Raw genomic sequence first — 26,181 nt, 5'->3', positions numbered from 1 at the left:
GGGCTCAGGGGGTGGTCGCCGGGCGGAAGCGGCGGCGGTACTCGGCCGGGGGCGTGCCCAGAGCCTTGACGAAGGCCCGGCGCATGGCCTCGGGAGTGCCGTAGCCGCTGGTGCGGGAGATCTCCTCGATGCCGTCGGCGGTGTCCTCCAGCAGCCGGCGGGCGTGTTCGAGGCGGACCCGGTCCACGTACCGGCCCGGCGTCGTACCGGTCTCGGACCGGAAGGCGCGGGCGAAGTGGCGGGGCGACAGACGGGCGCGGGCGGCGAGGGCCTCGACGGAGAGGTCGGCGTCGGGGCGTTCGGTGATGAAGCGCTGGATGTCCCTCAAGGGCTCGCGGTGTGCGGTCTGGGCCGCGAGCTGGGCGCTGAACTGGGCCTGGTTCCCGGGCCGGCGCAGGAACACGACAAGGTGGCGCGCGATGGTGAGGGCGGCGTCCCGGCCCAGGTCCTCCTCCACCAGGGCGAGGGCGAGGTCGATGCCGGCGGTGACACCGGCCGACGTGGCGATGTGTCCGTCGCGTACGTAGACGGGGTCGGGGTCGATCTCGACGCCCGGGTGGTCACGGGCGAGCCGGTCGCAGTACGCCCAGTGGGTCGTGGCCCGGCGGCCGTCCAGCAGGCCCGCTGCGGCGAGCACGGCCGCGCCGGTGCACACGGAGACGAGCCGGGCGGCGCGCGGCCCGTGCTCGCGTACCCAGCCGACCAGGCGCGGGTCGGGGCACAGGGAGCCCGTTCCGCCGGGGACGAGGAGGATGTCCGGGTCGGGCGCGGTGACCAGGGACACGTCGGGCACGAGGGTCAGACCGCTGGTGGTCCGTACGGGCGCGCCGTCGAGGGACGCCGTGCGGATCCGGTACGCGCCCGGTGAGAGCAGGTCCGCGCCCGCGAAGACCTCCACGGGCCCGGTGACGTCGAGACTCTGCACGCCCTCGAAGAGGACGGCGAGAACGGTACGCGGGGCCATGCCGTCGATTCTTCGGCGGCCCAGAGGGTGGCCGCAATGACGAGTTCCCCACCTTTTCGGCCATGAGAGACGCGGCCATGGAAGGCATACCAAGCGGTTGGTAACCTGCCGGGCATGACGACTGCCGCCCTTGAGCCGCGCGCCGGCCGACGCTGCCACAATGTGCTCAACTCCCTGCACTCCACGCACTACTTCTCGCCCGATGTGGGCAGGGAACTGGGTGCTGTCGGCGTCACCGACCCCCGGGCCGTGAACTTCGCCGTGCGCGCCGCCGCCCTCGGGCCGGTCGGGGCCGGGGCGGTGGCCGCGGCCTTCTACAACTACAAGTACGAGCTCGTGGCCCGGCACGTGCCGGCGGTGTGGGAGACCGCGACGCCCGGCCAGGTGCTGGCGGCACGCGTGCGTGCGGTCGACGCGACGCTGCGCCGTCTGCTGGGCGAAGAGGCCGTGGCGTCGGCCGAGATGGCCGAGGCCGCGCGGCTCGCACTGCGCGCCGCCGAGGCCTGTTCGCGCGGGGCGCGGCCCCTGTACGCCGCCCATGCCGACCTGCCCGTCCCCGAGGAGCCGCATCTCGCGTACTGGCACGCCGCGACCCTGTTGCGCGAGCACCGGGGCGACGGGCATCTGGCCGTGCTGATGTCCGCGGGGCTGGACGGGCTTGAGGCCATGGTGACCCACACGGCGACGGGCAAGGGCATGACACCGAAGTGGGTCTTCGGCACCCGCGGCTGGAGCCAGGAGGACTGGGACGCGGCGACGGACCGGCTGCGTGAGCGCGGGCTGCTGGATGCCGCCGGCGAGCTCACCGAGCGCGGTGTCGCCCTGCGCGAGGAGATCGAGCAGGAGACGGACCGCCTGGACCGGGCCCCGTACGAGCACCTGGGCGCGGAGGGGGTGGCCCGGCTGACCGAGTTGGGGGCGGCGTTCGCGCAGGCCGCGCTCAAGGCCGGGGCGTATCCGGCGAATCTGCTCGGCAAGCGCTGACCGGGCGCTGTCCGCGACCCCCGGTACAGGTGTTCGGCCGTGACGCATGGTGAGGTCTTGGCGAGGTACCCGGTCTCTCCCGGCCACTGCGGTCGGGAGAGGAGAAAGGGGAATCACGTGTTCCGTGCCATTGCAGACGTGCTGCGCCAGATCGGCGGCGCCATCGCCACCGTCGTGACGCTGCCCTTCCGGGCGCTGGCCCGGCTTTTCGGCGGCGCTTCGTCCTCCACCCGCAGCCGCAGGGTCTGAGCGGCGGCGCCCGAGCCGCGGGGTGTGACCGCGGGTCCTGACAAGAACCGTCCCGACCTGCCCGGTGCCGCCCTGACCCCGACTGTCGGTGTCACCTGCCACAATTGCCGCGCAACCTCAGTGGAGAAGGCGGTACGGGATCGTGACGACACCCGGGACCCTCGCAGCAGGGTCCATCGAAGGCAGGATCGCCGAGGAGCTCGGCGTACGGGAGCGGCAGGTCAGGGCTGCCGTGGAGCTGCTCGACAGCGGTTCTACGGTGCCCTTCATCGCCCGCTACCGCAAGGAAGCGACCGAGATGCTCGACGATGCGCAACTGCGCACCGTCGAGGAGCGGCTGCGCTATCTGCGGGAGCTGGAGGAGCGTCGGACGGCGATCCTGGACTCGGTGCGCGAGCAGGGCAAGCTCACCGAGGAGCTGGAGGCGCGGATCCGGGGCGCGGAGACCAAGGCGCGCCTGGAGGACATCTACCTCCCGTTCAAGCCCAAGCGGCGCACCAAGGCGCAGATCGCGCGTGAGGCCGGTCTCGAGCCGCTGGCGGAGGGGCTGCTCGGCGATCCGTCCGTCGAGCCCCTCGCCGCGGCCGCCGCGTTCGTCGACGCCGACAAGGGCGTGGCCGATCCGCAGGCGGCCCTCGACGGCGCCCGGGCGATCCTCACCGAGCGGTTCTCGGAGGACGCCGACCTGATCGGCGAGCTGCGCGAGCGCATGTGGGTGCGCGGGCGGCTGGCCGCCAGGGTGCGGGAGGGCAAGGAGGAGGCGGGCGCGAAGTTCGCCGACTACTTCGACTTCGCCGAGCCGTTCACGGAGCTCCCCTCGCACCGCATCCTGGCGATGCTGCGCGGCGAGAAGGAGGAGGTCCTCGACCTCGTCCTGGAGCCCGAGGAGCCGACCGACGGCCCGTCGTCGTACGAGGGGATGGTCGCGCACCGGTTCCAGATCGCCGACCGGGGCCGCCCCGGCGACAAGTGGCTGCTGGACACGGTCCGCTGGGCCTGGCGCACCCGCATCCTCGTCCACCTCGGCATCGACCTCCGGCTGCGGCTGCGCACGGCCGCCGAGGACGAGGCGGTGCGGGTCTTCGCGGCCAACCTGCGCGATCTGCTCCTCGCCGCCCCGGCGGGCACGCGCGCGACGCTCGGCCTCGACCCGGGTTTCCGTACGGGTGTGAAGGTCGCCGTCGTCGACGCGACCGGCAAGGTCGTCGCCACCGACGTCATCCACCCGCACGTCCCGGCCAACCGGTGGGACGAGGCCATCGCCAAGCTGGCCCGGCTCGCGAAGGAGCACGCGGTCGAGCTGATCGCCATCGGCAACGGCACGGCGTCCCGTGAGACCGACAAGCTCGCCGGGGAACTGATCACCAAGCACCCGGAGCTGAAGCTCACGAAGGTGATGGTGTCCGAGGCCGGCGCGTCCGTGTACTCGGCGTCCGCCTTCGCCTCGCAGGAGCTGCCCGACATGGACGTGTCGCTGCGCGGCGCCGTGTCGATCGCGCGGCGGCTCCAGGACCCGCTGGCCGAGCTGGTGAAGATCGACCCGAAGTCGATCGGTGTCGGCCAGTACCAGCACGACCTGTCCGAGGTGAAGCTGTCGCGTTCGCTGGACGCGGTGGTGGAGGACTGTGTGAACGGCGTGGGCGTGGACGTCAACACGGCGTCGGCCCCGCTGCTCGCCCGGGTCTCCGGCATCACCTCCGGGCTCGCCGAGAACATCGTGGCGCACCGGGACGCCAACGGCCCGTTCAAGTCCCGCGGTGAGCTGAAGAAGGTGGCGCGGCTGGGCCCGAAGGCCTACGAGCAGTGCGCGGGCTTCCTGCGGATCCGCGGCGGTGACGACCCGCTGGACGCGTCCAGCGTGCACCCGGAGGCGTACCCGGTGGTCCGGCGCATGGTGAAGACCGCCGGGCAGGAGGTCGCGGGGCTCATCGGCAACACGGCGGTGCTGCGCTCGCTGAAGCCGCAGGACTTCGTGGACGAGACGTTCGGTCTGCCGACGGTCACCGACATCCTCAAGGAGCTGGAGAAGCCCGGCCGCGACCCGCGTCCGGCCTTCAAGACGGCCGCCTTCAAGGAGGGCGTGGAGAAGATCTCAGACCTGTCGTCCGGGATGATCCTGGAGGGCGTCGTGACGAACGTCGCCGCGTTCGGCGCGTTCGTGGACGTCGGGGTCCACCAGGACGGTCTGGTGCACGTCTCCGCGATGTCGAAGACGTTCGTCAAGGACCCGCGGGACGTGGTGAAGCCCGGGGACATCGTCAAGGTGAAGGTCCTCGACGTCGACATCCCGCGCAAGCGGATCTCGCTGACGCTGCGCCTGGACGACGAGGCGGCCCCGCAGGGGCAGGGCGGCTCGGGCGAGCGCCGGCAGCGGGGCGGGCGTCCGCCGCAGCAGCGCCAGGGCGGCGGCGCCGGACGCCGTGGTGGCGGTTCACGCCAGGCGCCTCCGCCCGCCAACGGGGCGATGGCCGACGCGTTGCGCCGGGCCGGACTGGTCGACCCGGGGAAGGGTCGCCCCTGACGGCTCCGACTTGTGGTTGTGGGGGGGCTGCGGGGCCGTTGCGGCTGGTCGCGCAGTTCCCCGCGCCCCTCGTGAAGGGGCGCTTCGCGCCCTTCACTCTCGTGCCGCAGTCGTGGAGTACCCACCTGGCCAGTCGGCTGACGGCCCGTCAGCGCTCGGTCACCTTGCCGTCGGCCACCTCGAGGCGGCGCGTGACGTGTACGGCGTCGAGCATGCGGCGGTCGTGGGTGACCAGCAGGAGGGTGCCCTCGTAGGAGTCGAGCGCGGACTCCAGCTGCTCGATGGCGGGCAGGTCGAGGTGGTTGGTCGGCTCGTCGAGGACCAGGAGGTTGACGCCGCGGCCCTGGAGCAGCGCGAGGGCGGCTCTGGTGCGCTCGCCCGGGGAGAGGGTCGCCGCGGGGCGCAGGACGTGGTCCGACTTGAGGCCGAACTTGGCCAGGAGGGTGCGGACCTCGGCCGGTTCGGTGTCCGGGACGGCCGCGCGGAAGGCGTCCATCAAGGGCTCCTGGCCGTGGAACAGCTTGCGGGCCTGGTCGACCTCGCCGAGCAGGACGCCCGAGCCGAGCGCCGCGTGCCCGGCGTCGAGCGGGACGCGGCCGAGCAGGGCGGCGAGCAGGGTGGACTTGCCGGCGCCGTTCGCGCCCGTCACCGCGACCCGGTCCGCCCAGTCGATCTGGAGGGACACCGGGCCGAGGACGAAGCCGCCGCGGCGCACCTCGGCGTCCCGCAGGGTCGCCACGACGGCGCCCGAGCGCGGGGCCGACGCGATCTCCATGCGCAGTTCCCACTCCTTGCGGGGCTCCTCGACGACGTCCAGCCGTTCGATCATGCGCTGGGTCTGCCGGGCCTTCGCGGCCTGCTTCTCGCTGGCCTCGCTGCGGAACTTGCGGCCGATCTTGTCGTTGTCGTTGCCCGCCTTGCGGCGCGCGTTCTTCACGCCCTTGTCCATCCAGGAGCGCTGCATCTGCGCGCGGTCCTGGAGGGCCGCCCTCTTGTCGGCGTACTCCTCGAACTCGTCGCGGGCGTGCCTGCGCGCGACCTCCCGCTCCTCCAGATAGGCCTCGTAACCACCGCCGTAGAGGTTGATCTGCCGCTGGGCGAGGTCGAGTTCGAGGACCTTGGTGACCGTGCGGGTGAGGAACTCGCGGTCGTGGCTGACGACCACCGTCCCGGCGCGCAGGCCGCTCACGAAGCGTTCGAGGCGCTCCAGGCCGTCCAGGTCGAGGTCGTTGGTGGGCTCGTCGAGGAGGAAGACGTCGTAGCGGGACAGCAGCAGGGAGGCAAGGCCGGCACGGGCGGCCTGGCCGCCGGACAGCGACGTCATCAGCTGGTCGAGATCGACCGCGAGGCCCAGGGAGTCGGCGACCTCCTCGGCGCGTTCGTCGAGGTCGGCGCCGCCGAGTCCGAGCCAGCGCTCCAGGCTCGTGGCGTAGGCGTCGTCGGCGCCGGGCGCCCCGTCGACCAGGGCCTGGGTCGCCTCGTCCATGGTCCGCTGGGCCTCGGCGACGCCGGTGCGGCGGGCCAGGAACGCCCGTACGGTCTCGCCGGGGCGGCGGTCCGGCTCCTGTGGCAGGTGGCCGACGGTGGCGGTGGGCGGGGACAGGCGCAGCTCGCCCTGCTCGGGGGCGGTGAGTCCGGCGAGCATCCTGAGCAGGGTGGACTTGCCGGCGCCGTTGGCTCCGACCAGGCCGATCACGTCGCCGGGCGCGACGACGAGGTCGAGTCCGGCGAACAGGGAGCGGTCGCCGTGGCCGGCGGCGAGGTTCTTGGCGACGAGGGTGGCAGTCATCAGACCGCGATCCTAACGGCCGTCCCGGGCGTTCCGCGGCCGGGTTTCAGGGGGTCACGGCCGTCGCCAGCACGCTGGTGGCGGTGCGCGCCACCAGGAAGGACTGTCCCTTCACCGCCTTGGTGTCCAGGGCGATGCGGTGGCGGCCCGGTTCCAGGACGCCGTCGAAGATCTCGTGGGTGTGGGTGCGGGAGAACCGGTCGAGGCGGTACGCGGTGAGGGTGACCCGGCAGGCGGAGGTGACCTCGACGTCGGCCTCTCCGTCGGTGGCGGTCAGGCCGGCGAGGCGGCGCTGCTCCACGGGGCTGCGGTCCAAGGCGTGTTCGATCTGGGCGACGAGGAGGGGGATGATCGGGGCGAGGCCGTCGACGTACGCGACGGGGATTGCGGCGCGTTCGAAGGCGCGGCGGACGGCGGCACGTTCGCGCTCGTCGGTCCCGCGGCCGAAGGCGACGGCGCCGTAGCCGCGCAGTTCGTCGGCGGGCACGTGGTCGGCGTCGTGGGCGATGTCGGCGCCCACTCCGATGGTGCGCAGCGCCGCGGCGAGCCTGGCGAGGACGGCGACGCGGGCGCCGATCAGCAGGACGCGGCGGCGGGTGCCCGGGAGGGAGCCGTTCAGCAGGGCGCTCAGCGCCGCGCGGTACTCGGCACCGCGGAAGCGGAACGGGCCGATGCCGTGGTAGCCGTTGAGCTCCAGGTCGGCGTGTTCGTCGGTCTGCCAGGCGAAGTCCCGCCAGATGACGTCCTCGCCGTCCCGCTGGATGACGGCGGTGACGGCGCCGCAGGCCAGGTCCTCGCACTCGGGACAGCCGTAGACCACGTACCGGCCGCCGGGCAGCGGTGCCGGGCTTTCCAGGAGCAGGCTGCGGACCTGCGCGGTGAAGATCGCGGGGGGTACGTCGGAGGCGAGCGGGGAGACCGCGTCGAGGTCCGAGAGCCGGAACAGCAGCGGGCGCCCGTCGACGATGAAGTCCACGAAGTCCCGGTGGACCTGGTAACCACCGTCGGTGAGGACTGAGCCGGCCCGCATCGCGGGTGCCAGGCCGAAGGTCGTGTACGCGGCACACATACGGTGAGTATCCCCACACCGCGGGTGATGTGAGCACGGCATGACACATTCCGCTACGGTCCGGGCATGGTTGCTGAGCGCGGTGGCGAGATCGTGGTGGTCGGTGGCGGGGTGGTCGGGCTGACGACCGCGGTGGTTCTCGCCGAGCGGGGGCGGCGGGTACGGGTGTGGACGCGGGACCCCGTCGAGGCGACGACGTCGGCGGTCGCGGGAGCGCTGTGGTGGCCGTACCGGATCGAGCCTCTCGCGCTGGCGCGGGACTGGGCGCTGCGGTCGCTGGAGGTGTACGAGGAGCTGGCCGCGGGGTCCGGGGCGAGCGGCGTGCGCCTGGTCGAAGGGGTACTGGGCGAGACGCGTCTCGACGAGGTCGACGGGTGGCTGACGGGGCGGGTGCCGGAGCTGCGGGCGACCACGCCCGCGGAGTACGCGGGGTCGGGGCTCCGGGCGCGGTTGCCGCTCCTCGACATGCCGGTTCATCTGCCGTGGCTGCGGGAGCGGTTGGCGGCGGCGGGCGGTGTGGTCGAGGCTCGTGCGGTGTCCGGGTTCGCGGATGCCGACGCGCCGGTCGTGGTCAACTGCACGGGGCTCGCCGCGCGGGAGCTGGTGCCAGATCCGTCCGTGCGGCCCGTGCGCGGGCAGTTGGTCGTCGTGGAGAACCCGGGGATCGACACCTGGCTGGTCTCCACCGACGCGGCCGGCGCGTACGCGTACATGTTCCCGCAGCCGGGCGGGCTCGTCCTCGGCGGTACGGCGGAGGAGGACGCGTGGTCGCTGGAGCCCGACCCCGCGACGGCCGAGGCGATCATCCGCCGCTGTGCGGCGCTGCGGCCGGAGATCGCCGGGGCGCGGGTACTGGAACACCGGGTAGGGCTGCGCCCGACCCGCCCGGCCGTGCGCCTGGAGCGCGACACCCTGCCGGACGGCCGTCTGCTGATCCACAACTACGGCCACGGCGGTGCGGGCGTGACGGTGGCCTGGGGGTGCGCGGAGGAGGCCGCGCGGCTGGTCGGCTAGGACCGCCTGCCGACCGCCTGCCGTGAGCTGCCGGAACTGGGCTGCTTGACCTGGGCCGCTGAGCCTGGGCCGCTGAGCCTGGGCCGCTGGACCTCGACGCCCCCGGCCGGTGGCGGCCGGGGGCGTCGAGGTCAAGCGGCTGGGGCGGTCGGGTCAGTGCTTGCCGATCGGGTCTCCCTCCACGTCCGGGCCGCGGCCCGGGCCGACGCGGAACTCGAACTCGCCGTCGTACTTCTTGTGGCCTTCCATGACGGCCATTTCGACGGCCTCGGATCCCATCTGCTCACGCACGATCACCGGGTCGCGGCGAAGGTCGCGCATCAGGGCGACACACATGAAGATCATCACGATGACGAACGGCGCCGCCGCGAGGATCGTGAGGTTCTGCAGACCGGTCAGCGCGTCGCCCTGGCCGCTGCCGACCAGGAGCATGATCGCGGCCACCGCACCGGTGACCACGCCCCAGAACACCACCACGAACCGGCCCGGTTCGAGCGCGCCCTTCTGCGACAGGGTGCCCATGACGATCGAGGCCGCGTCGGCGCCCGAGACGAAGAAGATGCCGACGAGGACCATCACGAGCAGGCTCGTGACGGTCGCGATGGGGAACTGCTGGAGCACGCCGAAGAGCTGCCCCTCCGGGGTGGTCTCCTTGCCGAGCTGTCCCTGCTCCTGCATCTTCATCGCCGAGCCACCGAAGATCGCGAACCAGATCAGGCTGACCGTGCTGGGCACGAGGATGACACCGCCGACGAACTGGCGGATCGTGCGGCCCCGGCTGATGCGGGCGATGAACATGCCGACGAAGGGCGTCCAGGAGATCCACCACGCCCAGTAGAAGACCGTCCAGCTGCCCAGCCAGTCGGCGACGCCCTCGCCACCGCTCGCCTCGGTCCGGCCGGCCAGCTGGGGCAGGTCGCCGAGGTAGGCGAAGACGGAGGTGGGCAGCAGGTCGAGGACGATGATGGTCGGGCCGGCCACGAACACGAACAGGGCGAGCACCAGCGCCAGCACCATGTTGGTGTTGGACAGCCACTGGATGCCCTTCTCCACACCGGAGATCGCGGACGCGACGAAGGCCAGGGTGAGCACCGCGATGATCGTGACGAGCAGCCCGGTGCTCACCTTGTCCATCCACTTCAGCTCCTGCACACCGGAGCCGATCTGGAGCGCGCCGAGGCCCAGCGAGGCGGCGGAGCCGAAGACGGTCGCGATGATCGCGAGGATGTCGATGGCCCGGCCGATGCCGCCGTTGGCGTTCTTCGTGCCGATGAGCGGGGTGAAGACGGCGCTGATGGTCTGGCGGCGCCGCCGGCGGAAGGTGCTGTAGGCGATGGCGAGGCCGACCACCGCGTAGATCGCCCATGGGTGGAGCGTCCAGTGGAACAGGGTGGTGGCCATGGCCGTCTCCATGCGCTCACCGGAGTCGGCCGGGTCGGTGCCCGGCGGGGCCGTCGAGTAGTGCGACAACGGCTCGCTCACGCCGTAGAACATCAGGCCGATGCCCATGCCGGCGCTGAACATCATCGCGACCCAGGACACCGTGCGGAACTCGGGTTCCTCGCCCTCCGCACCGAGGTGGATACGGCCGTAGCGGCTGATCGCGAGCCACAGGGCGAACACGACGAAGCCGGAGGCCGCGAGCATGAACGCCCAGCCGCCGTTGTGCATCAGCCCGCTGAGCATGCTGGTGGAGACGTCTTCGAGCGAGTCGGTCGCCGCCGCTCCCCAGACCACGAAGGCGAGGGTGAGCACGGCCGTGACCCCGAAGACAATTCGGTCGGTTTTAGGACGTTCCTGACCGGGGAGGCCCGCTTCCGAACCCGGAAGCGCGGCCCCCACTTGGTGGTCGCTCTCACTTGGTCGGTCGTGCGTCACAGGCGGCACCTTTCATCGGGACGTAGGAGGAACGTAAGTCCTCCGTAACGCCCCTACCACGTGTGGCGCAATTTCACCCCCCTCAACATGGCGTTTCCGGATTCCCTGCCGTCAGGTGGTACGTTGCGCGCTCGTCGAGCAGCAGCGGCACGAGCGCCCGCAGAGACTGGCGCAGGGGCACGAGCACACCCTCCGCGTCCTGGCGTACGCGCACGCCGTGCAGCGCGAGTTCGTCTCCCACCTCGGCGAACTGCTCGGCCGTGAGCCGGTAGCCGCAGGGCGGGTTCTGGATCACCTCGGCCGGTTCGGGCGTGTCGTTGTCGGCGCCGCCGACGTAGACCGGGCCGTGGGTGGCGTAGCCCGCGAGCCGGGCCCTGCCCGTCGCCGCCTCGACCGCACCGCGCCGCTGGTCGGTATATCCGAACAGGCCACCCAGTGCGCCCAGTTGGGAGGTGACACGGCGGCGGTTGTTCAGCGCCTCGTCCGCCTTCTCGGCCTCGGTGAGCGGATCGACACGGCTCTCGATGAGCAGGCCGATGCCGTGTTTGATGCCGGACATATTGCGCATGATGCGCTCCTGGCCGTCTCCGGCGACCTGTTTGACCGGCTCGCCGGTCTCGGGGTCGGTCCAGATGCCGTAGGTGCCGGTCGAGTGGCCGGCCCGCTGCGCCGCGGGGCGGACGTACTTCTCGGAGAGGATCTTCGCCTCGTCGTGGACCGCCTCGTGGGTGTTGAGGTTGCGCGGCCACAGGTCGAAGAGGTCCTTGTCGTAGTACGGCGGTGTGGCGCCGTACTCGTGCAGGTCGTAGACGAGGTCGGGACGCTGGTCGCGCAGGAGCTTCGCCAGCGCACGGCCTTCGGCGGTCCGGAGCGCCAGGTGGTCGCGGTTGATGTCCACGCCGTCGCTGTTGCCCCGGGTGCCGGCGGCCCGGCCGTCGGGGTTGGCGGTGGGCACGACGAGGACCGTGGTGCGGTCCAGGAAGCGCCGGGTGCGGCTGTCACGGGCGTACGCGAGGTCGCGGACAGTGGTCAGACAGGCCTCGCGGCCGGAGGGCTCGTCGCCGTGCTGGCTGCACACGAGCAGCACCCTGTTGGGCGTCGGGTGGGTGCCGATGCGGACCAGCTGGAGCGGGCGGCCCTGCTTCGTGGTACCGAAGCGGGTCAGGGAGACCCTGTTGCTCGACCGGTCGACGGCCTTGAGGAAGTCCTGCTCCTCGGGCTGGCTGGTCCAGCGGGCGCCGTTCGTCTGCTCGAATCCCGTGCGGGGCGGTGAGTCGGCGGCGGCCTGGGCGGGGACGGCGGCCAGGGACGTGGCGACGGCCGCGGCGGTCAGGATCAGGGCTCCGGCTCGGGTCGTGGGGCGGATCACCGGCTTCCCTCCGGGACGCGGTGAGCGGTGCGCGGCTCCCGGACACCGTCCAGGAGCGTGGCGTCGGGGATGGCGGTCGCGGCGCCCGCGGTGGCGCGGGCGAAGGCGGTGGCTCCGCCGACGAACGGGACGCGCGCCGAGGTGCGGGACAGGTCGACGGTCAGCCTGGGCTTGTCCGCGGGAGGGTCGATGAGGCCCTTGTCGGTGCCCGCGACGATCAGCGCCAGGCGGTGCCCCTCGGGGACGACGTGGTCGGTCGCCGCCAGGTCGAGGGTGATGGTGTACCGCTTGCCCGGGGTGAGCGGGGCGCCCGTCAGGTCGGAGGCGTGGTTGCCGAGATCGGCCCAGCCGCGGCTGACGATCGTGTAGCCGACGTCGGCGGTCTTCGCCTTCGTCTCCTTGAAGCAGGAGCTGTCGCCGGCGGTGCTCGCGCCCCAGCAGGTGCGGTCGGTGAGGGTGGTGATGCCCTCGCCCCGGTCGGCGTAGTCGCGGATGGTGGCCGGGCCGATGTCCACGAGGACGGCGGAGAGATGGGCCGTCGGGGTGGAGGGCGTCGTGGTGACGGTGACCTCGGAGGAGCCGGACAGGCGCAGGTCGCGGCTGAGCGGCCGGGTGACGAAACCGGCCTTCTCCGGTGTCGGCTTGTCGATCCGCGCGGCCCAGTCGGTCTCACTCAGCGCCGGGTCGTCGGCGAAGGTCTCGTTCCCGTGGCCGCGGTGCAGGCCGAGGCTGCCGACGCCGGCCTGGGTACCCCGGCCGGGGCGCAGGGTGGCGGCGCGGGTGCCGCTCGGCGGCCAGGTCCGGGAGGTGGTCCACTGGTCGGGCGCGCGTTCGATGTCGGCCATGGGCTCGCGGTCGATGCCGTTGTCGTAGCCCATGAGTTCGTGGTCGAACCAGCGGTGGAGGGTCTCGACCCAGCTCGCGCGGCGGAAGTCGAAGGGGTCGACGTGGCCCGTCCGGGAGAGCCAGATCTTGCGCTCGACGCCGTTCTTCGCGAGGGCGTTCCACCACTGCCCGACGTGCTTCATCCGCACGTTGAGGTCCTGTGTGCCGTGCACGAGGAAGACGCTGGCCTTGACCTTCCGCGCGGCCCTGACGTAGTCGCGCTCGGTCCACAGCGGGGTCCAGTCGCCGGTGCGCGGGGCCCCGTCGACGAGCTTGCGCTGGACCGCGGCGCACTTGGCCCGGGCGCCCGGGCTGTTGACGTAGTCGGACAGCCATTCGGGGCCGGAGTCGTAGAGCGGGGCGCCCTGCTGGAAGTAGTAGTCGTACCAGGAGGAGATGGCACTGATCGGGACGATGGTCTTCAGGCCCTCGACGCCGGTCGCGGCGACGCCGTTGGCGATGGTGCCGTCCCAGCTCTTGCCGATCATGCCGGTCCTGCCGTTGCTCCAGGCAGCCTTGGCGCGGGTGGTACCGGTGCGGGTCGTGTAGGCCTTGGCGCGGCCGTTGAGCCAGTCGACGACGGCCTTCGCGGACTGGATGTCGGAGCGGCCGCCGACGTCGACGCACCCGTCGGAGCGATTGGTTCCGGCCAGGTCGACACCGACGAAGGCGTAGCCGCGGGGCACGAAGTAGTTGTCGTAGTACAGCGGCATCTGGTTGACGTCGCCGTTCGCGTCGTACGTCTTCTTCTGGCTCTCGTTGCCGCGCCCGCAGCAGGAGTAGTACGGGCTGGCGTCCATGATGACGGGGACCTTGCGGCCCTGCCGGGCGGGTTCGCGGGGGCGGACGATGTCCACGGCGACCCGGTCGGCCTTGCCGTCGCGGTCGCCGTCGAGTCCGGTGTCCACCCAGACGGCCTCGCGGATGGCGTTCTCGTACGAGTGGACGGGCCGGCTCTCACGCGGGGCGGCTTCTGCCGCGGCCGGGGTGAGCAGGGTGGCCATCAGGGCGGCCGTGGCCGCCGTCGCGAGCGGTCTCCAGGTCGTGAAGCGCGTGCGTTTCGGCATGCGGCGGACGCTACATCGGTGAACTCCCGTTCAGAAGAGGGCAGCTGATGGACCGGCGTGTCCGGGGCGGCCCTCTGGGTCCGGTGTCTCATGTCGGCCGAATGGCGATCGTGTGACAGCAGGGGCCATGGACATGATCAGAGGCACAGGGAGTCAATAAGCTCCGGACAGACTTCGGGACCCTACGACTTGGAGTGTTGCGTGCACCGCAGAATCATCGCGCCGGGAGCCCTGGTCGCGGCCGTTCTCCTGCTGGCGATCCCGGCATCGGCCGCGCCCCACTCCCCCGGCGCGCCGGGTGTCGGTGACCCCTACTACCCGGCCTACGGCAACGGCGGATACGACGTCTCCCACTACGACCTGAGGCTGAAGTACCAGCCGGCCACGGACGAGCTCGAGGGCACGGCGACCCTCGTGGCCCGCACCACTCAGGACCTGTCCAGCTTCAACCTGGACTTCCTGCTGGACGTCGGCGAGGTGCGCGTCAACGGCGCGAAGGCGTCGTTCCGGACGTCGGGCGAGCACGAGCTGGAGATCACGCCGAAGACCCCGCCGGCCAAGGGCACACCCCTCACGGTCGTCGTGCGCTACCGCGGCGTGCCGTCGTCGAAGAAGGCGTACGGCTTCACGAGCTGGCACCGCACCCCGGACGGGGGCGTCGCGGCGAACGAGCCCGAGGCGGCGGCATGGTGGTTCCCGAGCAACGACCACCCGCTCGACAAGGCCACCTACGACGTGTCCGTGCAGGTCCCCGACGGCACGCAGGCCATCTCCAACGGCACGCTCCAGTCGACGAGTTCACGTCTCGGCTGGACCCGCTGGAACTGGCGCTCCGACAAGCCGCAGGCCACGTACCTCGCCACGCTCGCGGTCGGGAAGTTCGACATCACGACCGGCACGACCGAGAGCGGCATCCCGGTCCTCAACGCCTACAGCAAGGATCTGGGCGGCCACGCCGGCGCCGCGCGGGCGAGCATCGAACGAACCGGGGAGATCGCCGACTGGCTGACGGGCTACTTCGGGCCGTACCCCTACGACGCGCTCGGCGGATACGTGCCGAACACGACCACCGGGTACGCGCTGGAGACCCAGACGCGGCCGTACTACAGCCCGCGGCAGTTCGCGAACGGGTCGAACGTCTCCCTCGTCGTCCATGAACTGGCACACCAGTGGTACGGCGACGACGTCTCGCTCAAGCGCTGGAAGGACATCTGGATCAACGAGGGCTTCGCGCGCTACGCGCAGTGGCTGTGGTCCGAGCACGAGGGCGAGGGCACGGCGCAGGAACTCGCCGACTACGTGTACGCATCGCACCCCGCCGACGACCCGTTCTGGACGGTGAAGCCCGGGGACCCTGGTCCCGAGAAACAGTTCGACATCGCGGTGTACGACCGGGGCGCGCTGGCCGTCCAGGCGCTGCGCAACGAGATCGGTGACGAGTCGTTCTTCGCGATCCTCAAGGGCTGGCCGCAGAAGTACGCCCACGGCAACGCGTCGGTCGCCGACTTCCAGCGGTACGCCGAGGAGGTGTCGGGCAAGCCGCTGTCCGCCCTGTTCGACACGTGGCTGTACCAGCCGTCGAAGCCGGGGCTGCCGGCCGCTCGGACCACTGCGGTCGCGAAGGCCGGTGCGGCGGTGACGCAGCCGAAGTCGTGGAAGAAGATCGCGGCGACGAACGGTGTGCATGAGCACGCGGGTGCGAACCATGCGGAGCACGGGCACCACGGGGAGCACGGGCGCTGACGCGCCGCCTCCCGCCCTGCGGTCTACGGTGGGCCCATGCGCGCCGGGTGCGTGGGCCCGGCCCGGCGTGGACCGACGGCTGAGCCGAGGAGCCGACGGCTGACACGAAGGAGCCCGGCGTGCGGAACGTGGCGATCATCGAGGCACCGTTCGTACTCGGGCTGCGTCCGACCGGCGTCGAGGAACTGCCGGACGCACTCCTCGGCGCCGGGCTGGCCGAAGGGCTGGGCGCGGTGCGTGCGGGCCGCGTCGAGCCGCCCCCGTACAACCCGCAGCGGGACCCGGAGACCGGCCTCCTGAACCCCGGCGGCATCGCCGCGTACTCCACCGCGCTCGCCGACACCGTAGGCGATGCCCTCGACGACGGCCGGTTCCCCGTCGTGCTCGGCGGCGATTGCAGCGTGCTGCTCGGCAGTCTGCTCGCGCTGCGACGCCGGGGCCGGCACGGTCTGCTGTTCCTCGACGGACACACCGACTTCTACCAGCCGTCGGCGGAACCGGCCGGTGAGGTGGCCTCCATGGAACTCGCCCTCGCCACCGGGCGCGGCCCGCGCGTGCTGGCCGACCTGGACGGCCGGGGCCCGCTGGTGCGGGACGAGGACGTCGTCGCGCTGGGCTTCCGGGACGCGGAGGAATCGGCGGCGTACGGGATGCAGCCGCTGCCGTCCGGGCTTTACGCGCTGGAGCTGGACACCGTGCGCGCCCTGGGTGCGGGCGAGGCGGCCCGGCGCGCGGCCCGGCTGCTGACCGGCGACGGCGCGGGCGCCGGGTACTGGATCCACCTCGATGTCGACGTGCTGGACGATGCCGTGATGCCCGCCGTCGACCACCGGCTCCCGGACGGGCTGACCTGGCAGGAGCTGGAGACCGTCCTGCGCACGGCCCTGTCCGGCGGCACCGCCGCCGGTCTCACCGTCACGATCTTCAACCCCCGTCTGGATCCCGACGGGGCGATCGCGCAGCGCCTCGGCGACTGTCTGGTGCGGGCGTTCGACAGGGACGGCCAGGGCTGAGCGGGGGCCGGTCAGTCGCCGTGGTCGTACACCGTCACCGCTATCCCCCGCCGTATCAGCCGCTCCTCGATCAGCGGCTCGATCCGGGGCCACTTGCCGCCGGCGAGGCCGCAGCCGATGCGGGGCATGTGGACGGTCGCGCCCAGTTCACCGGCCTTCGCGGCCAGGGCCTCCAGTGCCGTGTCGATCGCCTCGTAGCGGACGGGGACGCCCTTGCTGCCGGTCCTGGTGCCGCGCTGGCCGATCAGGTTGGCCACCCACACGTGCCGCTCGACCTGCACGAACTGCACAGCGCCCAGCCCGAAGTCGTTCCCCGCGCGGCCCCGGTGCCAGGCCCGGTACGCCGCCTCCGGCTCGGGCCAGCGGCGCGATACGGCCAGGACGAAGCCCTTGCCCCAGCCCCCGATGTCGTTGCAGACATGGGCGATGACCTTGACGCCCTTCACCGACGGAACGGTGGCGTCACCCCGGACATACCTGATCCCCGACATGACGCCACCGTAGGCCCTCCCACTGACAGTGGCCCCGGCCTGCTACTTCGTCAGCTGTGACAGCTCCTCGTCGGCCGTCTGGGACACCCGGCGGCGGATGCCGAACCAGCCCGCGACCAGCGCGGCCGCGATCAGCGGGATGAGCAGCAGCGTCTTGCGGCCGACCACCGGGTCGTTCCACATCATGCCGAGGCAGGCCAGCAGGAAGGCGACCGTGGTGATCTCCGTGACCGGGCTGCCGGGGAGCCGGAAGGAGGGCCGCTCGACCAGGCCCGCCCTGGCGCGGCGGACGAAGACCAGGTGGCAGATCATGATGATCACCCAGGTGCTGATGACGCCGAGCGAGGCGACGTTCAGCACGATCTCGAAGGCCTGGGCCGGCACGAGGAAGTTCAGGCCGACGCCGAGGACGCACACCGCGCAGGTCAGCAGGATGCCGCCGTAGGGAACCTGTCTGCGGTTCATGCGGGCGGTGAACTTCGGCGCGGAGCCGGCCATCGCCATCGAGCGCAGGATGCGCCCCGTGGAGTACAGGCCCGAGTTCAGCGAGGACATCGCCGCCGTCAGGACCACCAGGTTCATCACGTCGCCCGCCGCCGGGACGCCGATCTTCGACAGGACCGTGACGAAGGGGCTCTGGCCGGCCGAGTAGACCGAGCCGGGGAGCAGGAGAGCGAGCAGGACGACCGAGCCGACGTAGAAGAGACCGACCCGCCACATGATCGAGTTCACCGCGCGCGGGACGACCTTCTCCGGCTCGGCGGTCTCGCCCGCGGCGACACCCACCAGCTCCAGCGCTGCGTACGCGAAGATCACGCCCTGCATGACGAGGACGACGGGCATCATGCCGTGCGGGAAGACGCCGCCGTTGTCGGTGATGACGCTCGGTCCCGGGGTCTGGCCGCCCACCTCGGCTTGCGTGGCGAGCAGGAAGATGCCGATGAGCATGAAGCCGACGAGCGTCGCGACCTTGATGATCGCGAACCAGAACTCCATCTCGCCGAAGATCTTCACCGAGATCAGGTTCACCGCGAGCACCACCGCGAGGGCGATCAGCGCGAGCACCCACTGCGGAATGTCGGTGAACAGGCTCCAGTAGTGCGTGTAGAGCGCGATCGCGGTGATGTCGGCGATGCCGGTGGTCGACCAGTTCAGGAAGTACATCCAGCCGGCGACGTAGGCGCCTTTCTCGCCGAGGAACTCGCGCGCGTACGACACGAAGGAGCCCGAGGAGGGGCGGTAGAGGACCAGCTCGCCGAGGGCCCTGACCACGAAGAAGGCGAAGATGCCGCAGACCAGGTAGGCGATCGCCAGCGCCGGGCCCGCGTCGTGGAGGCGGCCGCCGGCGCCGAGGAAGAGGCCGGTGCCGATGGCGCCGCCGATGGCGATCATGTTGACGTGGCGGGCCTTGAGGTCCTTGCTGTAGCCGGCGTCGCCCGCGTCCGCCGGCACCTGGGCCGTATCGGTACGCGGCGTGGCCGCAGCCGTGTTCACGGCGTCCTTGCTCACGGGTGGTTCCACTCTCTGGTGCGCCCGGACGTCGTGGGCCCGGGGTCCGTACAGTGCAGTGGCCCGTACCACCCTTGTGACGCGGCACAGACCGAGGCAGCACCTTCCCATACCGATCCACTCGCACACGGTGGCCGACGTCACAAAGCGTGACTTTTCACAAGGTCCACCAGGGAGCGGCACCGCCGCCACCTGTCGTTCACGTCAGGGTCATCAGGGGATGCGGACGAGGTTTCACAGCACTGGTGAGACAGCGATACTGCTGCACATGACGACCGACACCGAGGAACCGACCCTCACGATCGACGAACTGGCCGCCCGGGCCGGTGTCACGGTGCGCACGGTCCGTTTCTACGGCACGAAGGGGCTGCTGCCGCCGCCGGTGCTCGGTCCCCGGCGGGTGGGGCACTACGGGCGGGAGCATCTGGCCCGGCTGGCGCTGATCGAGGAGTTGCAGCAGCAGGGCATGACGCTGTCGGGCATCGAGCGGTACCTGCACCGGTTGCCGCCGGACCTGAGCGCGCGCGACCTCGCCGTTCACCGGGCGGTGGTGGCCTCCTGGGCGCCGGACACGGTGGAGACGGTCACGCGGGAGGAGCTTCAGCGGCGGGCCGGGCGGCCGCTCGGCGACGAGGACGTCGAGCGGCTGGTCGCGATGGGCGTGCTCCGGCCCGCGGACGGCGGGTACGAGGCCGATCTCGGTCTGCTCCGGCTGGGTGTCGGGCTGCTGGACGTGCCACTCTCGCCGGAGGCGATCTTCACGGCGCGCACGGTCCTCGTCGAGCACGCGCGCGCCGCGGCCCGTGAACTCTCCCAGCTCTTCCGCGGCGAGGTGGCCGAGCGTGACGCGCGGGACGTGCGGTCCCTGTCGGCGCACATGCACCCCTTGGTGGTGCAGGCGCTCCTCACCGCCTTTCAGCGGTCGCTGAAGGAAGAGCTGGGCGAGTGGCTCACCGAGCCCTCGGAAGAGTCACGCTGAGTCGCTGAACCGCTCCCCCTTCGCCGCCTTCTCCACCAGCAGCGCGGGCGGCGTGAACCGGTCGCCGTAGCGCTCGGCGAGTTCACGCGCACGTGCCACGAATCCGGGCAGGCCGCCCTCGTAGCCGTTGATGTACTGGAGCACGCCGCCGGTCCAGCCCGGGAAGCCGATGCCGAAGATGGAGCCGATGTTGGCGTCGGCGACGGAGGTCAGCACGCCTTCCTCCAGGAGCCGGACGGTGTCCAGCGCCTCCGAGAACAGCATGCGCTCCTGCATGTCCTGGAACGGGATCCGGTGTCCGGGCTTGGTGAAGTGCTCGCGCAGTCCCGGCCAGAGTGCGGTGCGCTTGCCGTCGTCCCCGTAGTCGTAGAAGCCGGCGCCGCCGCTGCGGCCCGTGCGGCCGAACTCGTCGACCATGCGGTCGATGACGGCCTCGGCGGGATGGGCCGTCCAGGTGCCGCCCGCCTCCTCCACGGCCCGCTTCGTCTCGGCCCGGATCTTGCGTGGCAGCGTCAGCGTCAGCTCGTCCATCAGGGACAGCACCTTGGCCGGGTAGCCGGCCTGGGCCGCCGCCTGCTCGACCGACGCGGGTTCGATGCCCTCGCCGACCATGGCGACGCCCTCGTTGATGAAGTGCCCGATGACGCGGGAGGTGAAGAAGCCGCGCGAGTCGTTGACGACGATCGGCGTCTTGTTGATCTGCCGGACCAGGTCGAAGGCGCGGGCCAGGGCCTCCTGCCCCGTGCGCCGGCCCTTGATGATCTCGACGAGCGGCATCTTGTCGACCGGCGAGAAGAAATGCAGTCCGATGAAGTCGGCCTGACGCTCGACGCCCTCGGCGAGGGCGGTGATGGGCAGCGTGGAGGTGTTGGAGCACAGCAGCGCGTCGGGCGCGACGACGTGCTGGATCTCCTGGAACACCTTGTGCTTGAGGGACGTGTCCTCGAAGACGGCCTCGATGACGGCGTCGCAGCCGGCCAGGTCCCGCAGCTCGGCGGTGGGCGTGATGCGGGCGAGCAGCGCGTCTGCCTTCTCCTGGGTCGTGCGGCCCTTGGCGACGGCCTTGACGCACAGCTTCTCGGAGTAGCCCTTGCCCTTGAGGGCCGCCTCCAGGGAGACGTCCTTCAGGACGACGTCGATACCGGCGCGGGCGCAGGAGTAGGCGATGCCGGCGCCCATCATGCCGGCGCCGAGGACGGCGACCTTGCGGACCTGGCGGGGCTCGATGCCCTTGGGGCGGTTGGCGCCGGAGTTGACGGCCTGGAGGTCGAAGAAGAAGGCCTGGATCATGTTCTTCGACGTCTGACCGGCCGCGAGGTCCACGAAGTAGCGGGCCTCGATGACCTGGGCGGTCTCGAAGTCGACCTGGGAGCCCTCGACGGCGGCGGCGAGGATGTTGCGCGGCGCCGGGTAGGGGGCGCCGCCCGTCTGCTTGCGCAGGCCGGCCGGGAAGGCGGGCAGGTTCGCGGCGAACTTGGGGTTGGCCGGGGTGCCGCCCGGGATGCGGTAGCCGGGCTTGTCCCAGGGCTGCTGCGACTCCGGGTTGGCGTCGATGAAGGCGCGGGCCTTTTCGAGGAGTTCCTCGTGGGTGGCGGCCACGTCGTCGACGAGGCCGTTCTCCAGGGCGCGGCGCGGGCTGTACTGGGTGCCCTGGAGGAGGACCTTCAGCAGGGCGTCGGCGATGCCCAGCATGCGGACGGTGCGGACGACGCCGCCGCCTCCGGGGAGCAGGCCGAGAGTGACCTCGGGGCAGCCGATCTTGGAGCCGGGCGCGTCGAGGGCGACGCGGTGGTGGCAGGCCAGGGCGATCTCGTAACCGCCGCCGAGAGCCGCGCCGTTGAGGGCGGCGACGACGGGCTTGCCGAGGGTCTCGATGCGGCGCAGGTTCCGCTTGATCGCCATGCCGCCGTCGAACAGCTCCTGGGCCGTCTCGGGCGTGACGCGGATGAGGTCGCGCAGGTCGCCGCCCGCGAAGAAGGTCTTCTTGGCGGAGGTGATGATGACGCCCCGGATGGAGTCCTTCTCGGCCTCCAGGCGGTCGGTGACGGTGGCGAGCGAGTCGCGGAACGCCTGGTTCATGGTGTTCGCGGACTGGTTCGGGTCGTCGATGACGAGGGTGACGAGGCCGGTGCGGTCCTGTTCCCAGCGGATGGTGGTGGGCTCAGTGCTCATGTGGAGGTGCTCCGTGTGATCCGTCGGGAGGGGGTCAGATGCGCTCGACGATGGTCGCGACGCCCATGCCGCCGCCGACGCACAGCGTGGCGAGGCCGTAGCGCTTGTCCTGGCGCTCGAGTTCGTCGACGAGGGTGCCGAGGATCATCGCGCCGGTGGCGCCGAGGGGGTGGCCGAGCGCGATCGCGCCGCCGTTGACGTTGACCTTGTCCAGGGACAGGCCCATGTCCTTCACGAACCGCAGCACGACCGCCGCGAACGCCTCGTTGATCTCGACGAGGTCGATGTCGTCGATGGTGAGTCCGGCCTTGGCGAGGGCCTTGCGGGTGGCGGGGGCGGGGCCGGTGAGCATGATGGTGGGCTCGGAGCCGGAGACGGCGGCGGAGACGATCCGCGCGCGGGGCGTGAGGCCGTAGCGCTCGCCGACCTCCTTCGAGCCGATGGCGACGAGCGAGGCGCCGTCGACGATGCCCGAGGAGTTGCCCGCGTGGTGGACGTGGTCGATCTTCTCCACCCAGTGGTACTGCTGGAGCGCGACCGCGTCGAAGCCGCCGAGTTCGCCGATGTCCGCGAAGGACGGCTTCAGCTTGGCGAGGGAGTCGGCGGTGGTGCCGGGGCGCATGTGCTCGTCGTGGTCGAGGACGACCAGGCCGCTGCGGTCCTTCACCGGGACGACGGACCTGTCGAAGCGGCCCTCCTTCCAGGCGGTGGCCGCCCGCTCCTGGGAGAGGGCCGCGTACTCGTCGACGTCGCGCCGGGAGAAGCCCTCGATGGTGGCGATCAGGTCGGCGCCGATGCCCTGCGGTACGAAGTTGACCTGGAGGTTGGTCATCGGGTCGTTGAACCAGGCGCCGCCGTCGGAGGCCATCGGCACCCGGGACATCGACTCGACACCGCCCGCGAGGACGAGGTCCTCCCAGCCGGAACGGACCTTGGCGGCGGCCAGGTTGACGGCCTCCAGACCCGAGGCACAGAAGCGGTTCTCCTGCACACCGGCCACCGTGTCGGGCAGCCCCGCGGCGATGGCCGCGATCCGGGCGATGTCGGAGCCCTGGTCGCCGACGGGGCCGACGACGCCGAGCACGATGTCGTCGACGGCGGCCGGGTCCAGGTCCGGGAAGCGGGCGCGGATCTCGTGGATGAGTCCGACGACCAGGTCGATGGGCTTGGTGCCGTGCAGGGCGCCGCCTGCCTTGCCGCGCCCGCGCGGGGTGCGGATCGCGTCGTACACATACGCTTCGGTGCTCACGAGGAGGCCTTTCACTTTGGGGTGCGGGACGACGGCGCAAGCCCGGGGACGTCCCAGTCCCGGGCGACGTCCGCCGTGTCGGCGCCCGGCCGGGCCGGGCCGGTGCGGACGGAGGTCGGGGTCGCGGAGAAGCGGGGGGCCGGGGCGGGCTGGGTGATGCCGCCGTGGTCGGTGAAGGTGCCGCGGGCGGCCAGGTGCGGGTGGTGCGGGGCCTCGCGCAGCGACAGCACGGGCGCCACGCACGCGTCGGTGCCGTCGAAGACGGCCGTCCACTCGTCCCGGGTGCGGCTCTTGAAGCGGGCGGCGACCTGTTCGCGCAGTTCGCCCCACCGGGTGACGTCCTTGCGGGCGGCGGCCTGGTCCTCGATGCCGAGCAGGGCGAGGAACTCCTCGTAGAACTGCGGCTCCAGGGCGCCGACGGCCATGTACCGGCCGTCGGCCGTCTCGTACGTCCCGTAGTACGGGCAGCCGCCGTCCAGGAGGTTGGCGCCGCGGCGGTCCTGCCAGCCGCCGGCGGCGAGCATGCCGTGGATCATCGTGCCGAGGTGGGAGACGCCGTCGACGATGGCGGCGTCGACGACCTGGCCTGCGCCGGTCGCGCGCGCGTGGTGCAGGGCGGCGAGGACGCCGACGACGAGGTAGAGGGAGCCGCCCGCGTAGTCGCCGAGCAGGTTGGCCGGGACCGCCGGCGGCTCGTCCGGGCGGCCGATCATGCCGAGCGTGCCGGTGGGGGCGATGTAGGCGATGTCGTGCCCGGCGCGGTCGGCGAGCGGGCCGGCCTGGCCCCAGCCGGTCATCCTGCCGTAGACGAGGGCCGGGTTGCGGGCGTGGCAGGCCTCGGGGCCGACGCCGAGGCGCTCGGCGACGCCGGGGCGGTAGCCCTCGACCAGGATGTCGGCGCGAGCGGCCAGGTCGAGCACCTGGTCCGGACCGTCCGGGGCCTTCAGGTCGACGAGCACCGAGCGCTTGTTGCGGTTGGTGACGTCGTAGGCCGGGTCGATCGCGAGGCCGGGGCCGCCGGGGCGGTCCACGCGCACGACGTCGGCGCCGAGGTCGGCCAGGAGCATGGCGGCGAACGGGCCGGGCCCGATACCGGCCAGCTCGACGACGCGCACGCCGGTGAGCGGGCCCTGTTCTGGCGTCCTTGCCGTGGCCATCCAGCCCCCAGTGCTGTGACACAAATGATGTAACACCAGTGATGCTAAGAACACGTTCCACTCGGCACAAGAGCCGAACGAGCAAGCGCTTAGCAATCTGCCCGACGTGTCAGCTCCCGTCCAGCTCCGCTATCAGCCGCTTCGGCGCGATCACCCGGTAACTCTCCTCCACCCAGTCGCAGAGCACCTCCGCGGCCGGGGCGCCCTGCCGCTCCAGGGGGATGCTCACCCAGCCCGCCTTGCCCAGGCCGTATCCGGCGGGCTCGGCTCCGGGGCACGCCAGGGCGTGCGCGTGGGCCGTCTCGTCCTTGAGCTTCACCGTCACACCCAGGGGGTAGCTGCCGTCCTCGACGCCGAGGAAGACGAACACCTTCTTGTTGACCTTCGCGACGGACTCGCCCCAGGGGAACTCCTCGGCGGCGCCCGGCAGCCCCAGTGCGAACGCGCGCACTTTCTCCCACTTCTTCAGGGCATTCCTGGGCACGGCCATCGTCGTCCTCCGGGCTCGTCGTCGCGCTCCGCACTCCTCACGCTAGCCTCGGCCACCGACAGCGGCACGGGCTGCACGACCGAGGGGTGTCATGAGCAGGCTGAACAGGGCTGACCGTCCGTACGACATCGTGCTCTTCGGAGCCACGAGTTTCGCCGGAGCGCTCACCGCGGAGTACCTCGCGGCCCACGCGCCCGAGGGGCTGCGGTGGGCGATCGCGGGCCGCAGCGCGGAGAAGCTGGAGCGGCTGCGGGAGCGGCTGCCCGGCGGCGCGGAGGTCGGAGTGCTGCGGGCGGACGTCTCCGACCCGGTCTCGGTGCGCGCCCTCGCCGAGCACGCGCGCGTGGTGGCCACGACGGTCGGCCCGTACGTGACGTACGGCGAGGAACTCGTCGCCGCCTGCGCGGACACCGGGACCGACTACCTCGACCTCTGCGGCGAGCCCGAGTTCGTGGACCTGATGTACGTGAAGCACGACGCCCGCGCGCGGGAGACCGGGGCACGGCTGGTGCACGCCGCCGGCTTCGACTCGATCCCGCACGACCTGGGCGTGTACTTCACCGTGCAGCAGCTCCCGGAGGACGTGCCGCTGACCGTGGAGGGCTTCGTGACCGCCGACGCGGCGTTCTCGGGCGGGACCTTCGCCTCCGCCCTCAACCAGTTCGCGCGACAGCGGGAGATGGCGGCGGCCGCGCGGGACCGGCGGCGGCACGAGCCGCGACTGGTGGGCCGGCGGGCGTCGGCGCCCGCGGGTGCGCCGCGGTTCGCCAAGGAGGTGGGCGCGTGGGCGCTGCCGATGCCGACGATCGACCCGCAGATCGTGCGGCGGTCGGCCTCGGCCCTCGACCGGTACGGCCCGGACTTCCGCTACCGGCAGTACGCGGCCGTCCGGCATCTGCCCGTCGCGGTGGGCGGTGTCGCGGCCGTCGGCGCGCTGGTGGCGGCGGCCCAGGTGCCGTCGGCGCGGCGCTGGTTGTCGGGCCGGCTCAGGCCCGGGGACGGGCCGAGCCCCGAGAAGCGGGCGAAGAGCTGGTTCTCCCTGCGCTTCGTGGGCGAGGGCGGCGGCCGGCGGGTGTACACGGAGGTCTCGGGCGGCGATCCGGGCTACGACGAGACGGCGAAGATGCTCGCCGAGTCGGCGCTGTGCCTGGCCTTCGACGACCTTCCGAAGACCGCCGGGCAGGTCACCACGGCGGTGGCGATGGGCGACGCGCTGATCGGCCGGCTGCGCGCGGCGGGCATCCGCTTCCGCGTCGCGTCGACCCGCTGAAGGTCCTGCTGAAGGTCCTGCCGAAGGGTCGGCTGCAGGGCCCGCTGAAGGGCCTACAGCGGCCACTCGGCGATGGTGTAGATCATCCCGGCGATCCAGCCGAGCCCCGCCAGCACGGCGAGGATCAGCCCTATGGTGACGGCCCGCTCGACCGTCTGGGTCGGGCCGGCAACAGGCTTGGGGGCGCGGTGCGTTGTCATGCGCCCCAGCCTGCCGACGGGGGTGGGGGCCGGGCATCCGTACAGGTACTCAGCGCCGGTACTCAGATCTGCCGCCCCGCCGTGGGCAAGCCCGTCCCCCGGCCCCTCGGCCGGTTTGA

Annotated in this window: 21 protein-coding genes; 8 read left to right on the top strand and 13 right to left on the bottom strand. The window is 71.8% G+C overall.

Features of this window, described 5'->3' with window-relative positions; all coding sequences use genetic code 11:
• Positions 1-4: 4 nt before the first annotated feature.
• Positions 5-964 (bottom strand): GlxA family transcriptional regulator, encoded by a 960-nt coding sequence (locus tag AC07F0_RS07170; protein ID WP_478975330.1) that lies wholly within the window; start codon positions 962-964, stop codon positions 5-7.
• A 114-nt stretch (positions 965-1,078) separates the two neighbouring features.
• Here AC07F0_RS07170 and AC07F0_RS07165 point away from each other — a divergent pair, with 114 nt between their 5' ends.
• The 3 genes from AC07F0_RS07165 (at position 1,079) to AC07F0_RS07155 (ending at position 4,718) form a co-directional block, all read left to right on the top strand.
• Positions 1,079-1,948: an SCO6745 family protein gene (locus AC07F0_RS07165; protein ID WP_478975327.1), complete on the top strand. Its 870-nt coding sequence runs from the start codon at positions 1,079-1,081 to the stop codon at positions 1,946-1,948.
• A gap of 117 nt (positions 1,949-2,065) precedes the next feature.
• Positions 2,066-2,197 (top strand): LPFR motif small protein, encoded by a 132-nt coding sequence (locus tag AC07F0_RS07160; protein ID WP_010042827.1) that lies wholly within the window; start codon positions 2,066-2,068, stop codon positions 2,195-2,197.
• 142 nt (positions 2,198-2,339) lie between these two features.
• Positions 2,340-4,718 (top strand): Tex family protein, encoded by a 2,379-nt coding sequence (locus AC07F0_RS07155; RefSeq protein WP_478975324.1) that lies wholly within the window; start codon positions 2,340-2,342, stop codon positions 4,716-4,718.
• Positions 4,719-4,866: 148 nt separating this feature from the next.
• Here AC07F0_RS07155 and AC07F0_RS07150 read toward each other — a convergent pair whose 3' ends face one another.
• Together AC07F0_RS07150 and AC07F0_RS07145 are read right to left on the bottom strand one after the other, a co-directional pair.
• Positions 4,867-6,507: an ABC-F family ATP-binding cassette domain-containing protein gene (locus tag AC07F0_RS07150; RefSeq protein ID WP_478975321.1), complete on the bottom strand. Its 1,641-nt coding sequence runs from the start codon at positions 6,505-6,507 to the stop codon at positions 4,867-4,869.
• Between the two features lie 46 nt (positions 6,508-6,553).
• Positions 6,554-7,576, bottom strand: a complete 1,023-nt coding sequence (locus AC07F0_RS07145) for an oxidoreductase (RefSeq protein ID WP_478975318.1) — start codon at positions 7,574-7,576, stop codon at positions 6,554-6,556.
• Between the two features lie 66 nt (positions 7,577-7,642).
• Between AC07F0_RS07145 and AC07F0_RS07140 the strand changes: the two genes are divergently transcribed.
• The gene (locus AC07F0_RS07140) at positions 7,643-8,590 is read left to right on the top strand and encodes an NAD(P)/FAD-dependent oxidoreductase (protein ID WP_478975315.1); all 948 of its coding nucleotides are present in this window, start codon (positions 7,643-7,645) and stop codon (positions 8,588-8,590) included.
• Positions 8,591-8,743: 153 nt separating this feature from the next.
• Here AC07F0_RS07140 and AC07F0_RS07135 read toward each other — a convergent pair whose 3' ends face one another.
• From AC07F0_RS07135 to AC07F0_RS07125, 3 genes are all read right to left on the bottom strand, one after another.
• Positions 8,744-10,432: a BCCT family transporter gene (locus AC07F0_RS07135; RefSeq protein ID WP_478976237.1), complete on the bottom strand. Its 1,689-nt coding sequence runs from the start codon at positions 10,430-10,432 to the stop codon at positions 8,744-8,746.
• A gap of 118 nt (positions 10,433-10,550) precedes the next feature.
• Positions 10,551-11,837, bottom strand: a complete 1,287-nt coding sequence (locus AC07F0_RS07130) for a M14 family metallopeptidase (RefSeq protein WP_478975312.1) — start codon at positions 11,835-11,837, stop codon at positions 10,551-10,553.
• Positions 11,834-13,789, bottom strand: coding sequence for a Xaa-Pro dipeptidyl-peptidase (locus AC07F0_RS07125; RefSeq protein ID WP_478975309.1), 1,956 nt, complete (start codon positions 13,787-13,789; stop codon positions 11,834-11,836). Before AC07F0_RS07125 ends, AC07F0_RS07130 begins: the two co-directional genes overlap by 4 nt.
• A gap of 201 nt (positions 13,790-13,990) precedes the next feature.
• Here AC07F0_RS07125 and AC07F0_RS07120 point away from each other — a divergent pair, with 201 nt between their 5' ends.
• Both AC07F0_RS07120 and AC07F0_RS07115 read left to right on the top strand, forming a co-directional pair.
• Positions 13,991-15,532: a M1 family metallopeptidase gene (locus AC07F0_RS07120; RefSeq protein WP_478975307.1), complete on the top strand. Its 1,542-nt coding sequence runs from the start codon at positions 13,991-13,993 to the stop codon at positions 15,530-15,532.
• A gap of 119 nt (positions 15,533-15,651) precedes the next feature.
• Positions 15,652-16,545 carry an arginase family protein gene (locus AC07F0_RS07115; RefSeq protein WP_478975304.1) on the top strand — a complete coding sequence of 298 codons (894 nt, stop codon included), beginning with the start codon at positions 15,652-15,654 and terminating at the stop codon, positions 16,543-16,545.
• 11 nt (positions 16,546-16,556) lie between these two features.
• On the opposite strand, the gene AC07F0_RS07110 is transcribed toward AC07F0_RS07115, so the two are convergent.
• Positions 16,557-17,036, bottom strand: a complete 480-nt coding sequence (locus tag AC07F0_RS07110) for a macro domain-containing protein (protein WP_478975301.1) — start codon at positions 17,034-17,036, stop codon at positions 16,557-16,559.
• 42 nt (positions 17,037-17,078) lie between these two features.
• Positions 17,079-18,545, bottom strand: a complete 1,467-nt coding sequence (locus tag AC07F0_RS07105; RefSeq protein ID WP_478975298.1) for an amino acid permease — start codon at positions 18,543-18,545, stop codon at positions 17,079-17,081.
• A gap of 268 nt (positions 18,546-18,813) precedes the next feature.
• On the opposite strand from AC07F0_RS07105, the gene AC07F0_RS07100 reads away from it, so the two are divergent.
• Positions 18,814-19,524, top strand: a complete 711-nt coding sequence (locus tag AC07F0_RS07100) for a MerR family transcriptional regulator (protein ID WP_478975295.1) — start codon at positions 18,814-18,816, stop codon at positions 19,522-19,524.
• Here the strand turns inward: AC07F0_RS07100 and AC07F0_RS07095 are convergent.
• From AC07F0_RS07095 to AC07F0_RS07080, 4 genes are all read right to left on the bottom strand, one after another.
• Positions 19,516-21,696 (bottom strand): 3-hydroxyacyl-CoA dehydrogenase NAD-binding domain-containing protein, encoded by a 2,181-nt coding sequence (locus tag AC07F0_RS07095; protein WP_478975292.1) that lies wholly within the window; start codon positions 21,694-21,696, stop codon positions 19,516-19,518. The genes AC07F0_RS07100 and AC07F0_RS07095 overlap by 9 nt on opposite strands.
• A gap of 34 nt (positions 21,697-21,730) precedes the next feature.
• Complete coding sequence (locus tag AC07F0_RS07090; RefSeq protein WP_478975289.1) at positions 21,731-22,945, bottom strand: acetyl-CoA C-acetyltransferase; 1,215 nt, start codon at positions 22,943-22,945, stop codon at positions 21,731-21,733.
• A gap of 11 nt (positions 22,946-22,956) precedes the next feature.
• Positions 22,957-24,102 carry a CaiB/BaiF CoA transferase family protein gene (locus AC07F0_RS07085; RefSeq protein ID WP_478975286.1) on the bottom strand — a complete coding sequence of 382 codons (1,146 nt, stop codon included), beginning with the start codon at positions 24,100-24,102 and terminating at the stop codon, positions 22,957-22,959.
• Positions 24,103-24,211: 109 nt separating this feature from the next.
• On the bottom strand, positions 24,212-24,592 hold the full coding sequence (locus AC07F0_RS07080; protein ID WP_436725914.1) for an MmcQ/YjbR family DNA-binding protein: 381 nt from the start codon (positions 24,590-24,592) through the stop codon (positions 24,212-24,214).
• Between the two features lie 91 nt (positions 24,593-24,683).
• Here AC07F0_RS07080 and AC07F0_RS07075 point away from each other — a divergent pair, with 91 nt between their 5' ends.
• Positions 24,684-25,862: a saccharopine dehydrogenase family protein gene (locus AC07F0_RS07075; RefSeq protein ID WP_478975283.1), complete on the top strand. Its 1,179-nt coding sequence runs from the start codon at positions 24,684-24,686 to the stop codon at positions 25,860-25,862.
• Positions 25,863-25,915: 53 nt separating this feature from the next.
• Here AC07F0_RS07075 and mmpA read toward each other — a convergent pair whose 3' ends face one another.
• Positions 25,916-26,062 (bottom strand): morphogenic membrane protein MmpA, encoded by a 147-nt coding sequence (gene mmpA / locus AC07F0_RS07070; protein WP_010042861.1) that lies wholly within the window; start codon positions 26,060-26,062, stop codon positions 25,916-25,918.
• Positions 26,063-26,181 lie beyond the last annotated feature (119 nt).

The sequence above is a fragment of the Streptomyces sp. NPDC045955 genome (assembly GCF_056430805.1).
The sequence above is the reverse complement of the archived record's forward strand: the minus strand, read 5'-3'. Positions and strand labels throughout refer to the sequence as shown.